At 48.4% G+C, this 13,568-nt stretch carries 12 protein-coding genes; 8 read left to right on the forward strand and 4 right to left on the reverse strand.

What is annotated here, in order from left to right; all coding sequences use genetic code 11:
- The first annotated feature begins 22 nt into the window (after positions 1–22).
- From ACQ4MZ_RS02490 to ACQ4MZ_RS02500, 3 genes are all read left to right on the forward strand, one after another.
- Positions 23–1,144, forward strand: coding sequence for an SGNH/GDSL hydrolase family protein (locus ACQ4MZ_RS02490; protein ID WP_430842618.1), 1,122 nt, complete (start codon positions 23–25; stop codon positions 1,142–1,144).
- 73 nt (positions 1,145–1,217) lie between these two features.
- Positions 1,218–1,367, forward strand: coding sequence for a DUF5989 family protein (locus ACQ4MZ_RS02495; protein WP_015812275.1), 150 nt, complete (start codon positions 1,218–1,220; stop codon positions 1,365–1,367).
- A gap of 100 nt (positions 1,368–1,467) precedes the next feature.
- Entirely contained in the window at positions 1,468–1,836 is a 369-nt protein-coding gene (locus ACQ4MZ_RS02500; protein WP_430842621.1) for an SxtJ family membrane protein, read from the forward strand.
- Positions 1,837–1,876: 40 nt separating this feature from the next.
- Here ACQ4MZ_RS02500 and ACQ4MZ_RS02505 read toward each other — a convergent pair whose 3' ends face one another.
- The 3 genes from ACQ4MZ_RS02505 to ACQ4MZ_RS02515 form a co-directional block, all read right to left on the reverse strand.
- Positions 1,877–2,761, reverse strand: a complete 885-nt coding sequence (locus ACQ4MZ_RS02505) for a Ppx/GppA phosphatase family protein (protein WP_223403925.1) — start codon at positions 2,759–2,761, stop codon at positions 1,877–1,879.
- Positions 2,762–2,853: 92 nt separating this feature from the next.
- Positions 2,854–4,272 (reverse strand): hypothetical protein, encoded by a 1,419-nt coding sequence (locus ACQ4MZ_RS02510; protein ID WP_430842623.1) that lies wholly within the window; start codon positions 4,270–4,272, stop codon positions 2,854–2,856.
- A 73-nt stretch (positions 4,273–4,345) separates the two neighbouring features.
- Positions 4,346–4,960, reverse strand: a complete 615-nt coding sequence (locus ACQ4MZ_RS02515) for an RNA polymerase sigma factor (protein WP_430842625.1) — start codon at positions 4,958–4,960, stop codon at positions 4,346–4,348.
- A gap of 221 nt (positions 4,961–5,181) precedes the next feature.
- On the opposite strand from ACQ4MZ_RS02515, the gene ACQ4MZ_RS02520 reads away from it, so the two are divergent.
- On the forward strand, positions 5,182–5,799 hold the full coding sequence (locus ACQ4MZ_RS02520) for a PepSY-like domain-containing protein (RefSeq protein ID WP_430842627.1): 618 nt from the start codon (positions 5,182–5,184) through the stop codon (positions 5,797–5,799).
- Positions 5,800–5,874: 75 nt separating this feature from the next.
- Here the strand turns inward: ACQ4MZ_RS02520 and ACQ4MZ_RS02525 are convergent, their stop codons facing one another.
- Positions 5,875–6,351 (reverse strand): Lrp/AsnC family transcriptional regulator, encoded by a 477-nt coding sequence (locus ACQ4MZ_RS02525; RefSeq protein WP_106597110.1) that lies wholly within the window; start codon positions 6,349–6,351, stop codon positions 5,875–5,877.
- Positions 6,352–6,540: 189 nt separating this feature from the next.
- Between ACQ4MZ_RS02525 and metH the strand changes: the two genes are divergently transcribed.
- The 4 genes from metH (at position 6,541) to ACQ4MZ_RS02545 (ending at position 13,531) form a co-directional block, all read left to right on the forward strand.
- The gene (gene metH / locus ACQ4MZ_RS02530) at positions 6,541–10,365 is read left to right on the forward strand and encodes a methionine synthase (RefSeq protein ID WP_430842630.1); all 3,825 of its coding nucleotides are present in this window, start codon (positions 6,541–6,543) and stop codon (positions 10,363–10,365) included.
- 199 nt (positions 10,366–10,564) lie between these two features.
- The gene (locus ACQ4MZ_RS02535) at positions 10,565–11,113 is read left to right on the forward strand and encodes a nuclear transport factor 2 family protein (RefSeq protein WP_430842632.1); all 549 of its coding nucleotides are present in this window, start codon (positions 10,565–10,567) and stop codon (positions 11,111–11,113) included.
- Positions 11,114–11,208: 95 nt separating this feature from the next.
- Positions 11,209–12,447: a NupC/NupG family nucleoside CNT transporter gene (locus ACQ4MZ_RS02540; RefSeq protein WP_430842634.1), complete on the forward strand. Its 1,239-nt coding sequence runs from the start codon at positions 11,209–11,211 to the stop codon at positions 12,445–12,447.
- Between the two features lie 157 nt (positions 12,448–12,604).
- A complete protein-coding gene (locus tag ACQ4MZ_RS02545; RefSeq protein ID WP_430842636.1) occupies positions 12,605–13,531 on the forward strand; it encodes a YihY/virulence factor BrkB family protein in 927 nt (308 codons plus the stop codon).
- Positions 13,532–13,568 lie beyond the last annotated feature (37 nt).

Genomic DNA, 13,568 nt, shown 5'->3' on the forward strand with positions numbered 1-13,568 from the left:
TTTTCATTGAGCACCCAAACTGATGGCATCTAAAATTGTTACCAGCATCATCCGCATCCTGTTCCTGGGATTGCTGTTTATGTTCCTGTTCTACCCGGACAAATTTCACATCAAGTTCGATTATCCGGGATACCCTCAGAGCGACAGCTGGCATGTACGTCTGGCCAAATTTGCATTCTGGTTTCTGCTGATCATCGAGATCCTGCGCATTTTCTATTATGGTGTGGTGAAAAGCAAAGCCAAAGGGCTGGTAGCCAATATCGTAACGATCATCACCCCACTGGTCGTCGTGTTGATTTTCCTTGAAATCGTGTTTATGTACATTCCGCAAAGCCATGAAGGCGTGCTTTCGAAAGCGTCGCAGATATGGTGGGAAAAATACTGGCATCCGGTGAATGCGCTGGGTTACCACGACAAGGAAGTTCAGAACGAACCCGGAAAGAAGAAAGTCCTCGTGATCGGAGACTCATTTGCCGCAGGACATGGTTTGAAAGATGTCAACGAGCGTTTTTCGAATATGCTCGAAGCCAAACTTGGAACAGACAAATACACAATTTACAACCTCGGAATGTCGGGCGCAGACACGCGTGACGAGGTGAAACGATTGCAGGATTTTCCTGTAAAACCCGATATTATCATTCTGGAATATTTCCCTAATGATATCGAGAAGGTAGGTCGCGAAAAAGGTCTCACCCTCACCGGTGCCGAACCTTATGCCGATCTCAAAGGCCCGATGGCGACGATTGTAAAGCGCTTTTATCTGCCGAATTTCATTTACTGGCAATTGCCGCATACCGGTTTCAGCACTTTTGAGAAGTTTGTACAAACCGCATACACGGATACCACGGTGCTAAATGCGCATTTGAGGGACCTTTCGGGAATGCTTGCTTATCGCGATAGTACCAAAGCCCAGATGTACGCCGTTTTTATTCCTTTCCTGTTTCAGGTCGATAAAAGTGCAGGCTACACCAAGCCGGTGGAAGATTATCTGAAAGCGAACAATGTGACCGTAGTGGGGATTAACGACGGTGTGGTAAAAATTCCGGAAAAAGAGCGCGTTGTAGGGAAGAACGACGGCCACGGCAGTGCGGCGCTCAACCAGCTGATAGCCGAGAGGCTTTACCAGGCAATCGGCAAACGATAACTCAGAATTAACGGGTTAGAAGTGGCAAAAAAGTAATTAAGTTCTAAATTTGAATTTTTAAACACTATATAAGATGGATTTTTTAACAGATTTATTCGCATTTATGAAGGAGCGTAAGAAGTGGTGGCTTGCTCCTGTAATCATCGTTCTGCTTCTGATTGGTGTGCTTATCGTGATTGGTGGCGGTTCGGCTGTTGCGCCTTTCATCTACACTTTGTTCTGATTTCTTTCAGCACAACGCAGATCAATACCGTTCTTGTCTGAAACTTCGCCTGGCAGCAATGCACAACGCATTGCTGCCAATAACATACTACTTTATTAAAATGAGTGAATCAGAAAAAGTCAAAGCGCAGCTGGTGATCGTCACCGGGCTTGTGGTGCTATACTTTATTTTTAAATCGCAATATCCCTATTTCCTGATCGCAGCCGCCGTAATCGGTGTTTGCAGTCTGGCTATCCCGGTTTTTGGTGACCTGGTGGTGAGAGGCTGGTATAAGATCGCGGAAGTTCTTGGAGCTATTAATGGTAAAATCCTTTTGTCGCTGGTATTCTTCGTCGTATTATTCCCCGTGGCGATCATTGCCAAGTTGACCAAGAAAAACCCGCTTCATTTGAAGAAAGAGGACACCGATACCGTATTTACGGAAAGAAACCACAAATACTCGGCGAAGGATCTGGAGCAGGTCTGGTAATGCCGGAGCGTGAAATATTAAAATGTAAAAAGGCCTGGTATCAGGCCTTTTTTTTGCGGCATGCGCGTTCGTAGAGCAGTTGGAGCATACCGTCTTTCAGGCCCAGGTCGGGTACGTGAATGACGTCTGCGCCTGCCCAGCGCATAGCGGAAGTATAGATGTCGCCCGCCGGTACGATTACGTCCGCGCGGTCGGGGTTGAGTTGCAGTTTGTTAATACGGTCCGCGAGGGAGAACTGATCAATATAATCGCGCATCCGCTGAATTTCTTCGAGGCTGGTGGAGCTTTCGGTGAGTTTGGAAGAAAGATCGAAGAGTTTATTGATATTACCACCCGTCCCCACCGCTTGAATAGGCTGGCTGTAATCGACGTTCTGGTTGATCCATTCCTTGATTTTCAACCAGGCATTTTTGGATTCTTTTCCTTCCAGAAGGCGCACAGAACCCAGTTTGAAGGATTTGGCCTTAATCTTCTGCCTGTCCTGATATAAGTTCAGCTCGGTACTGCCACCGCCCACATCAATGTGGATATATTGGCCGTCGCCGAGCGATTGCACCACCACGTTGTTGACCAGTTCGGCTTCTTTCTGTCCGTCGATGATCTGGATATGGATGCCGGTGCGGTTCTCGATGTGGTCACGGACTTCCTGCCCGTTGGCTGCTTCGCGCATGGCCGACGTGGAGCAGGCCATAAAGTCATCGACCTCATGGAGTTCCATCAGCAACTGGTAAGCCAACATGAGCTTCATCATGCGGTCCTCACTTTGCGGGGTAATGCGCCCTTGTGTAAAAACGTCATGTCCGAGGCGAAGCGGGAACCGGACATATTCGACTTTCTTGAAACGGGAAATGCCTTCGTCATGCAAGACGGATGAGATCTGCATACGGGCACCATTGGAACCGATATCTATGGCTGCGAATTTCAAAAGCTCGTCTAGTAGGGGAGTTAATAAAGGCCAAAAATAGAATTTCGCGGACAAGTTTCAATACCCTGCCCGCGAAACTTCATGTGCAAAAGCTACATTTGACGGCCTATCTGATATAGTAGCTTTACTTTTACTCCTGGTCCGGCACTTTGCCTGAGCGGTGAAAGCGGTCTGAAATAATTGACCCAGTAGCCTTCGGCCTGCACCACAATCGGGTGCCATGATTTCTCGATTCCTACCGCGAAGTTCATCGAAGTGATAGGGGACACGTCGCCTTTTTTGGTGAAGCTCTGGCTAAAAAACTCGTTTTTAGGTCCGCGGCAGTCATACGAAATAGTTTCTTTGGAAGACACCTTGAAGTTCGTACCCAGGCTCGCATAGTAGGCCCAATCGTCTTTTATCGTATTGCGGAACGCCAGCGTAAGCGGAATTTGAACCACATTCTGGTCAATTTTGATATTATACAATTCAAAAATGAGCGGGACCTGTCCCGGGTGTGTTTCCTTGAAATCCGAACGGGCCTTAGCTCTGAAAACTGTTTCCGTGAAGAATTCCGCTGGTTTTACTTTCAGCCAGGTAATACCCGCAGAAATCGAGAATTTCTTTTTGATAATCACCTCTCCCAGCACCGTTTTACCCTGGCCATTGCCTTCGATCTGGTATCCGGCACCAAAGCGGTAAGGCGTTTTCAAAGGCAGTTTTGGGATGATACTTTCGGCCTGCGCAACCTGCTCGGCCTTTTTCGTATTCGCTGGCGCTTTAGTCGCCAGCATATTGTTGGAAATCAATGCTTTTTGCACCTGACGTGCGGAGAGCCTGCTGGTTAGTTCATAATGCATTTTCCGTTGGGACGACATGCCGGTATGCATTTCCACCGGAGTATTGATAGCCGCAATGCTGAATTCATCACCGAAAGTCCTGCCGCCGGCTGAGTTTGAAGGTGCTTTCGGTAGTTGATTACCCTGTGGATTTACCGTATTTGCATTACTCGGCATATTCGATTCTGCGACAGCCGTTTCGTTGGAGGGCACGGTCGCTACCAGCGGTTCCGCAGCTTTTTCGCGAGGCTGATGTGTAATGTTAGGCTCCGAACCAGTGGAAGTTACCGAATTATGATCGATTTCAACAGTTTCCGGATCTTGCAAGGCATTCGGGTGCAGCGACCTGGCATCAGCCAGCCTTTGTTGCCCATCCTGTTGCACGCTGTTTTGTGCCGAAATTTGACTGTAATCGCGCGGCTGCAATGTAGCTTGAAGGCTCTGTCCATCCGGTGCGGTTTGCAGCACGTAAACCGTATCGGCCTTCGCTGCCTGCGCAGGCTGGTTACGGATCAGCTCGATCTGGCTCTGGAGATTTTTTACGTCCCGTACCAGATGATCATTCTGCGAGAGCTGGTTGACGTACATATATGCCATCACCGACGTCACTGATGCGGCGGCGGCGTACCCGATCCATGAACCGTATTGTTGCAGGAAGGACGGGGGCGTGTGCGTCTGCATATAATTTTGCATACGGACCCAGTCCTGCTCTTGAAAGTCCGGCTCAATACTTTCTAATTTTCGGCGTATAGTATTTTCAAATCTATTAGTTTTCATTGCCTCTGAATGACTTGACAGCCCAATCACTTGGGAAGAGATGTGGGTAATATTGTTTGATCAAATGCTGCAAACGAGCCCGGGCACGCACATAATGCGATCTTACCGTTGCCTCGTTGATTTGCAGCAGGTCTGCTATCTCACGATGATTGTAACCATCCACCACGTATAACAAAAATACATTCTTATAAACCGGTTTGATCTGTTGGATCAGTTCCAGTATTTCCTCAGCAGTGATCTGGCCTATTACATCTTCGTCGAATTTGGGATAAGGGGCGTCTTCCAGGGCGATCACATCCTCCGTGTGCTTCTTGTGCTTACGGTAGTAGCTGATCGCCGTGTTCACCATGATTGTACGCAACCATGCCTTGAAAGGGTGGTTGGCGTCGTACTTTCCCAGATTGTTAAATACTTTTAAAAAACCTTCATTTAAAACCTCTTCCGCCTCTTCCGCAGACGATGTATACCGCAGGCAAATGCTTTTTGAATAGCCGAAGAACTGTTTATACAAATACCTCTGTGCCTGGTTATCCCCGGCAATACATGCCGCTACCACCGACTCAAAGTCGTTTTCGTTAAAAGATATTTTTCTTCTAAAAAGCAAAGTCAGGGTATCAAATTGTCAGGGATAGAATTTCTCACATTCGAATACGTCCCTGGCGTCTATTCTGTTGCAAAAAAATACGAAAAGTTTTGCTGCTTCGGAAATAGAAATGCCTTTGAAAAAAATCACAAAAAATTGCGTCAGCCATGCAACACGGGCATTGGAGGGGGCGTAAAGGCAGAAAACAGTTTGATACTTTCACAAAAACCCGTGGGTATATCATGAAAAAAGTTTCTCTTTTACTGGTGATACTGGCAGGCACCTGGTTCACAGGCTGTCAGAAAAATAGCGAGCCGTTGGGCCCTGAAACCGAGGCGAGCGATTTCGAAAGTGTGGTTGAATCGGCCGCAAGGCTTGCTGTGGAATCGGACTCGGTGACGTTGGGCAGATGTAAAGGAAAACTTACGGAAGTGGCGACGGCCGATTTGCCCGCGGCGGTGACGGCCTACATTGACAGTGCCTATGCCGGTTCGGAGATCAAATACGCTGCAAAAGATCTATCAGGAAAAATCGTAGTGGCTATTACCCTTGCCGATGGCTCGGTAAAAGGCCTGCTTTTCGATGCGGACGGAACATTTAAAGCGGAGCTGAAACAGCACGTGAAGAAAGCGAAACTCACGAAAATCGAAGTAAGTGCATTGCCGGCTACCGTTACGTCCTACATTACTTCCAATTACACAGGAGCCGAGATCAAGCTGGCGGCAACCAACGATGCCGGCGAATACTATGTGGGTATTCTCGTCGACAGTAAAGTGAAAATCCTGCTGTTCAATGTGGACGGATCATTCAATAAGGAACTGGAAAAACCGGCTTTCGGGCGCGGACATAAGAGACATTAACCGATCATTACCGATCGTCAAAATATTTTGTTAGGGGTGAGTTGGAATACGGTGCTGGATTTTCCGGTGCCGTATTTATTTTTTGGACGGCAGCATTTCCAGCGCCGACGAGTTTTTAATTTCCCCCATGACAAACAAGCTGTGGGTGCTGCCGATGTTTTCCAGCGAACCCAGTTTTTGCATTAAGAACTGCTGATACTGCGACATATCATCCACGACCACTTTCAGCAAAAAATCATAGTCGCCCGAGATATTGAAGCACTCCATTACCTCGCCCATCGCCGAAACGGCTTTCACAAATTTTTCACCCATTACTTTTGAATGCTCCTTCAATGCAATGTTGCAGAAGGCCATCAGTTTCTTGCCTACCTTCTCCCTGTCGACCAGCGCGACGTATTTTTTAATGATCCCTTCCTTTTCGAGCCTTCGCACACGTTCGTACACGGGGGTGTAGGAGAGGTTCAACTTTTCCGAGAGCTCGCGTGTTTTCAAAGTAGCGTCCTGTTGCAGCAAATGCAGGATTTTGGCGTCAATATCGTCCAGATTATGCATAGATAGAATATCTTTATTCACTCCTAGAAGGCTTCGAATATAGATAAATAATTTAAGTTAAATCAAGTTACCAGACTTTTAATCTGAATTTTTTGATTTTATTGAACAAAACATCTATTGGCTTAAATTTGTCAGTTCAGAAGCTCTATGCTTTTCCGGCGAAATGATAATCATACATTTAAAACACTTATGGTAGCAACTCAAAAAGCAGATATCCGCGAAATTCTTAAAAACCGCATTCTGGTACTGGATGGCGCTATGGGTACGATGATCCAGCGGTACAAATTGCAGGATCACGACTACCGGGGAGAACGGTTTGCAGACTGGCCGCACGATGTGAAGGGCAACAATGATCTGCTTTCACTGACACGTCCGGACATTATCAAAGAAATTCACGCCGCCTATTTCGCGGCCGGGGCAGACATTGCCGAAACCAATACATTTTCAGGCACGACCATCGCCATGGCCGACTACGGCATGGAGGAAATCGTGTACGAGCTCAACTACGAGTCGGCTCGGCTGGCACGTGAAGTAGCAGATGAATTTACAGCGCGGGAACCGCACAAGCCCCGTTTTGTGGCAGGTTCAATAGGCCCGACCAACCGTACCGCATCGCTTTCGCCGGACGTGAACAACCCCGGTTTCCGCGCGATCAGCTTCGACCAACTGGTGGAAGCCTATTACGAGCAGGTAAAAGGCCTCACCGACGGCGGCTGCGATGTGCTGCTCGTGGAAACGATTTTTGATACTCTCAATGCAAAGGCTGCGCTTTTCGCGATCGACCAGTTCTTTGTGGACGCGAAAGTTGGGAAAGTCGAGCATTTGGAATCGTGGCGGATAGAGCCGGGGCAGGCGCTGCCGATTATGATTTCGGGAACGATCACCGATGCTTCGGGACGTACCCTTTCGGGACAAACTACCGAGGCATTCCTGACGTCAGTATCGCATTTGCCATTACTATCAGTGGGTTTGAACTGTGCATTAGGAGCGGATTTGATGCGTCCTTACGTGCAGATCATGGCCAAAGAGTCGCCATTTTACACCTCTGCACACCCGAATGCGGGCTTGCCGAACGAAATGGGTGAGTACGACCAGACGCCGGAGCAAATGGGCGAGATTATTGACGGGTTTTTGAGGGATAACCTGGTCAATATCATCGGCGGCTGCTGCGGAACGACGCCTGACCACATTCGCGTAATCGCGGATATTGCCGGGAAACACAGCCCGCGGCCATTGCCGGCTTCTGAAACAGTGATGAAACTTTCGGGCCTGGAACCAGTGAAAATCAATGCGCTGACCAATTTCGTGAATATCGGCGAGCGCTGTAACGTGACCGGTTCGAAGAAATTCGCCCGCCTGATCCGCGAAGGCAAATACGACGAGGCGCTGACCATCGCGCGCGAGCAGGTGGAAAGCGGCGCGCAAGTGATCGACATTAACCTCGATGAAGGGATGATCGATGGTGTGGAGGCGATGAAGACATTTGTGAACCTGATCGCATCCGAGCCCGATATTTCCAAGGTGCCTCTGATGATCGACTCTTCGAAATGGGAGGTGATTGAATCCGGTTTGAAATGTGTGCAGGGAAAATCCATCGTGAACTCGATTTCTCTGAAAGAGGGTGAGGAGAAGTTCAAGGAATCGGCGCGGACGGTACTTCGCTATGGTGCGGCTGCTGTGGTGATGGCTTTTGACGAAAAAGGACAGGCTGATAACTATGAGCGCCGCATTGAAATCTGTGAACGCGCTTACCGCATTCTGGTGGATGAAGTCGGTTTCCCGGCAGAGGACATCATTTTTGACCCGAACATCCTGACCGTCGCGACGGGAATGGAAGAACATAATAACTACGCTGTCGATTTTATCAACAGTGTGAAATGGATAAAGGAAAACCTTCCGCATGCGAAAGTTTCGGGTGGTGTCTCCAACGTGTCTTTCAGTTTCCGTGGAAATGAGCCGGTGCGCGAGGCGATTCACACCGCATTCCTTTACCACGCGATCAAGGCAGGAATGGATATGGGTATTGTGAATGCCGGTCAGATCGGTATTTATGATGAAATTCCGAAAGATGTTCTGGAACTGGTTGAGGATGTGTTGCTTAATCGTCGTCCCGACGCCACTGAACGTTTGGTAAGTTATGCGGAAACCGTAAAGGATAAGGGCAAAACACAAACCGGTCCCGACCTTTCATGGAGACAACTTCCCGTGAAGGAACGCATTTCGCACGCATTGGTAAAAGGTATTGCCGATTATGTTGACGAAGATATTGAAGAATGCCGCCTGCTGTTCGATCGTCCGCTCGAAGTGATCGAGGGACCGTTGATGGATGGTATGAGCATCGTTGGCGACTTGTTTGGTGAAGGTAAAATGTTCCTGCCGCAGGTCGTGAAATCGGCGCGAGTGATGAAGAAAGCCGTGGCCTATTTGCAGCCATTTATTGAGGCTGAAAAGCAGGAAGGCGGTTCTTCGGCGGGTAAAATCCTGCTTGCTACCGTAAAAGGAGATGTGCACGATATTGGTAAGAACATTGTAGGCGTGGTGCTCGGCTGTAACAATTACGAGATCATCGACCTCGGTGTAATGGTGCCGACAGACAAGATCCTGGCCGCTGCACAGGAGCATAATGTAGACATCATCGGCCTCTCTGGCCTTATCACGCCGTCGCTGGACGAAATGGTGGGCGTAGCGAAAGAAATGGAGCGCCGCAGTATGAAAATGCCGCTTCTGATCGGCGGTGCCACTACCTCGCGCATTCACACAGCTGTGAAGATCGATCCAAACTACTCAGGACCGGTAATCCACGTCCTCGATGCGTCGCGCTCGGTACCTGTGGCCGGAAAACTGATCCAGAGTGAGCAAAGCCAGGCCGAAGTGTTGGCGGATATTAAGGCTGAATATGCAAAACTGCGCGATGACCACTCGAAACGCGGCGGTGAAAAAGCCCACGTAGCAATAGGTAAGGCGAGAGATAACAAAGCCAAAATCGATTGGAGCAACTTCCAGGCCGTGAAACCGCAGTTCCTGGGCACACGCGTGTACGATGATTACGATCTGGCCGATATTGCCAAATACATCGACTGGACGCCGTTCTTCCAGACCTGGCAGTTGCATGGGAAATACCCGAAGATCTTCGATGATGCAGTCGTAGGTAAGGAAGCCATGAAGCTTTACGAAGACGCTGCAGTGCTGTTGGGCGAAATCATTCGGGATAAATCTCTGAAAGCACGTGCGGTGGTAGGTTTCTGGCCTGCCAACTCAATCGAGGACGATATTGTGCTGCATCATTTCGAGGAGGAAACGAAGGAAGTGCCTTGCGAACGTCATGGCTCGCACCAGCATATTGAATACAAAATCAGCCAGCAGGGCGTCGAAAACCTGAATGCCGGTGAGCTGGTAGCGGATACCGCTGCGGTATTGCACCATTTGCGTCAGCAAAGCCAGAAAGCGGCTAACTTGCCGAACTACTGCTTGTCGGACTTCGTAGCGCCGCTCGAATCGGGCCATACCGACTATATCGGCGGTTTTGCGGTGACAGCCGGTGTAGGTATCGAAGCATTGCTGGAAAAGTATGAAAAGGATCACGATGATTACAACAGCATCATGATCAAGGCATTGGCCGACCGTCTGGTGGAAGCATTGGCCGAGCTAATGCATGAGAAAGTGCGCAAAGAGTTGTGGGGTTATGCCAAAGCGGAAAACTTCACCAATGAAGAATTGATCAAAGAAGAATATATCGGCATCCGCCCGGCGCCAGGTTATCCTGCTTGCCCGGACCATACCGAAAAACGCCATTTATTCGACTTGCTGGGTGCTGAAAAGCTGGGCATTACGCTTACGGAAAGTTTTGCGATGTACCCTGCAAGCAGCGTCAGCGGCTGGTACTTCTCGCATCCTGAGAGCCGGTATTTCCCGGTCGGCAAGATTCATAAAGATCAGGTCGAGGATTATGCGCGGCGCAAAAACATGCCGGTAGAGGAAATCGAGAAATGGCTTTCGCCGGTGCTTGCATATTAAGATAGTATTATTTAAAAAATGCAAAAAGAGAATAGTAGGTTACTATTCTCTTTTTTTGTGCCCAAAACATACTAATTTCTACAAAAGGGCGTAATTAGGTGGTATGCCGTGTAGTAATCAGGTATTTATACGCTATTTTTTTGTAGTTAACCGTCTGATATTTGCATGACTTAAGTGAGAACTTAATAGTTTGTTAGCCATGAAAAGAAATATCTCAGTTTTCATTCTTCTAATCCTGCTGGCATCGTCCTTTAAATACAGGAGCATGACAAGAGAAAACACTTTGCCAATTATTACGGCGGGTTACGAGAGTAAACAATCACCCAAGGCTGTTGTAGCGCCCTCTCTGGACGCTGCAATCGCCGACCTTCACAAGGCCAATCTTGAAATGGCGAAAGGCAATCCGGCATTCATTAAGTCGTTATGGTCGCACCAGGATGACGTTACTTTATTCGGAGGTTCCGAAAATCTGGATTCAAAAGGATGGAAGGCGGTGGAAGCAAGTTTGAACAATACCGGATCGATTCCTGCAAAAGACGTGACGTACACTTACGAAAAGGTCGCGAGCCAGGAAGGCAGTGCACAAGGTTACCTCATTCAAAAAGAACATTACCGGTTCGCCGATGGGCGCAAGGCCGATCTTCATGTCACAATCCTGTTCCGGAAAGAAAATAATGTCTGGAAAATCGCACACCGCCAGGCCGACTCTCTTCCAACTGATATAAAATCAGACAAAACTTCTAAATAATTGCCTCTCTTCCTGATATTTTGAGTTAGTTGCGACCATGCGACTAATTTGTTGTTATTTTGCACCTTTGGTTAAAAAGTGACAACAAACTACGCATGGAGAGATTTACAGGATTGTTGGGTATCGTATTGATCCTGGGCATCGCATTTGCGATGTCGAACAACAGAAAGGCCATTAATTACCGCACAGTCGCCGTCGGCCTGGGCCTGCAATTCGGGCTCGCAGTCTTTATCCTCCGTACCGACATTGGCCAGCGAATCTTTCAGTGGCTGGGTGAAAAGGTCCAGAAGTTGCTCTCCTTCTCCGATAAAGGTGCCGATTTCGTTTTCGGTACATTGGTGCGGCCAGATCTGATGCAACGTGCATTTGGCCCCGGCAACGACTTCGTTTTTTTCTTCAAGGTTATTCCGACGATTATTTTTGTGGCTGTGCTGGTGAATATGCTCTACCATTTGGGCATTATGCAGCGCGTCGTGTCGGTCATCGCGCGGGCGGTGTACTGGCTCATGGGCGTGAGCGGTGCCGAAGCGCTCTCAAATGTCGCGAGTACGTTTGTAGGGCAGGTTGAAGCACAGATTATGATCAAACCCTACCTGAAAAACATGACCAACTCCGAGCTCATGGCCTCCATGACCGGAAGTTTCGCCTGTATTGCCGGTGGCGTAATGGCTGTATACATTTCGTTAGGAGTACCGGCACCTTATCTGATTGCCGCCAGCTTGATGGCTGCCCCGGGTGCATTGGTTATTTCAAAAATTGTATTTCCTGAAACCGATAAGTCGGACACAAAGGGAATGGTAAAACTGGAAATCCAGAAAACGCATGCCAATCTCCTGGACGCGATTGCCGCGGGAGCGGGAGAAGGTCTCAAAGTAGGTTTCAATGTGATTGCCATGTTGATCGGCTTTATTGCGCTTGTTGCATTGCTAGATTATTTACTGGGCTATATTGGCGGCATTTTTGCATTTCCACAATTGAGTTTCAACTTTATCCTGGGTAAAATATTCTCTGTTTTTGCATGGGCAATGGGCGTCCCGGCCAAGGATATAGAGGCAGCCGGCTCGTTGATGGGCACCAAAATGGTGATCAACGAATTTGTAGCTTACCTTGATATGGTGAAATTGAGAGACACGCTCGACCATAAGACTATTGTGATTACCAGTTTCGCACTGTGCGGCTTCGCCAATTTCAGCTCCATTGCCATCCAGGTGGGAGGGATCGGTGAGCTGGCACCTTCGCGGCGGGCAGACTTAGCGCGACTGGGTTTTAAGGCGTTGATTTCCGGCACGCTGGCGTCTTATATGTCCGCTACCCTTGCCGGATTGCTTTTGTAGACTTGATTGTAAAGTAATATTGATTGAATGTGGAAAGAGCACCTTGGTTGCTCTTTTCTGCTTTTAGCGGAACTTCATAAAAAGGTTACAGGCCCCGTGGCATAATAGTTTTTACCAGCAAGCTATCTGCATTCGAAGAACCATACCAACGCATTATATGATGAAACGTATCAAACTCTTCTGGTCGTTGCTCCAAGACAGCTTCAATGAATTCCTCAACGACAATGGTATGAAGCTGAGTGCTGCACTTTCGTATTACACCATATTTTCCCTGGCACCGATGTTGCTCGTGATTATTTCGGTGTTCAGTATCTTTTTCGGAAGAGATGCGATACAGGGCGAGTTGTTTGGGCAAATCAGCGGGTTGGTAGGCGCTTCGGCTGCTTCGCAGTTGCAGGAAATCCTGAAAAATGCTGAACTGTCGAACAAGTCGGGATTGGCAGCTGCGATAGGTATCGGCACATTGCTGGTGGGTGCTACCGGGGTGTTTGCCGAGATGCAGGATTCGATCAACTTTATATGGGCTATTAAGGCTAAGCCGAAAAAGGGCTGGCTGCAATACCTGAAGAACAGGCTGATTTCTTTTTCGTTAATCCTCACGCTGGGTTTTTTGCTGGTGGTATCTTTGGGAGCCAGCGCGCTGGTAGACCTGTTGAGTTCGCGGTTGGAAGCGTTGTTTTCGGAAGCGTCGGTAGTCGTTTTTTATATCGTTAACCTCGCATTGGTGCTTTCGATTATTACAGCGCTGTTTACCGTGATATTCAAAGTGTTGCCGGATGGAGACCTGCGTTGGAAAGAATGCCTTGTCGGGGCCGCATTTACGGCCGTTTTATTCCTGGTCGGCAAATTTGTTATTAGTTTTTACCTCGGGCAATCCGACCTCGGGGCGGCTTACGGCGCGTCGGCGTCGATTGTGATTCTGCTGACCTGGATTTATTATTCATCTATCATCCTCTATTTCGGAGCAGAGTTTACCAAAGTGTATGCGCGTCTGGATGGCGTGGCAATAGCGCCAAACAAACACGCAGTGTTGATTGTAAGGAAGGAGCTCGATAAGAAAACCGGTGTCGATGTGACTGACTAAAAAAGCTGGCCGCCCGCGGCCCACAAATGCGGGCCTT

The sequence above is a fragment of the Dyadobacter sp. BHUBP1 genome (assembly GCF_050587785.1).
Classification (GTDB): domain Bacteria; phylum Bacteroidota; class Bacteroidia; order Cytophagales; family Spirosomataceae; genus Dyadobacter.

Coding starts and splice junctions, on each gene's coding strand:
- ACQ4MZ_RS02490 (WP_430842618.1), top strand. CDS start 23: ATGGCATCTAAAATTGTTACCAGCATCATCCGCATCCTGTTCCTGGGA.
- ACQ4MZ_RS02495 (WP_015812275.1), top strand. CDS start 1,218: ATGGATTTTTTAACAGATTTATTCGCATTTATGAAGGAGCGTAAGAAG.
- ACQ4MZ_RS02500 (WP_430842621.1), top strand. CDS start 1,468: ATGAGTGAATCAGAAAAAGTCAAAGCGCAGCTGGTGATCGTCACCGGG.
- ACQ4MZ_RS02510 (WP_430842623.1), bottom strand. CDS start 4,272: ATGCAAAATTATATGCAGACGCACACGCCCCCGTCCTTCCTGCAACAA.
- ACQ4MZ_RS02520 (WP_430842627.1), top strand. CDS start 5,182: ATGAAAAAAGTTTCTCTTTTACTGGTGATACTGGCAGGCACCTGGTTC.
- ACQ4MZ_RS02525 (WP_106597110.1), bottom strand. CDS start 6,351: ATGCATAATCTGGACGATATTGACGCCAAAATCCTGCATTTGCTGCAA.
- metH (WP_430842630.1), top strand. CDS start 6,541: ATGGTAGCAACTCAAAAAGCAGATATCCGCGAAATTCTTAAAAACCGC.
- ACQ4MZ_RS02535 (WP_430842632.1), top strand. CDS start 10,565: ATGAAAAGAAATATCTCAGTTTTCATTCTTCTAATCCTGCTGGCATCG.
- ACQ4MZ_RS02540 (WP_430842634.1), top strand. CDS start 11,209: ATGGAGAGATTTACAGGATTGTTGGGTATCGTATTGATCCTGGGCATC.
- ACQ4MZ_RS02545 (WP_430842636.1), top strand. CDS start 12,605: ATGATGAAACGTATCAAACTCTTCTGGTCGTTGCTCCAAGACAGCTTC.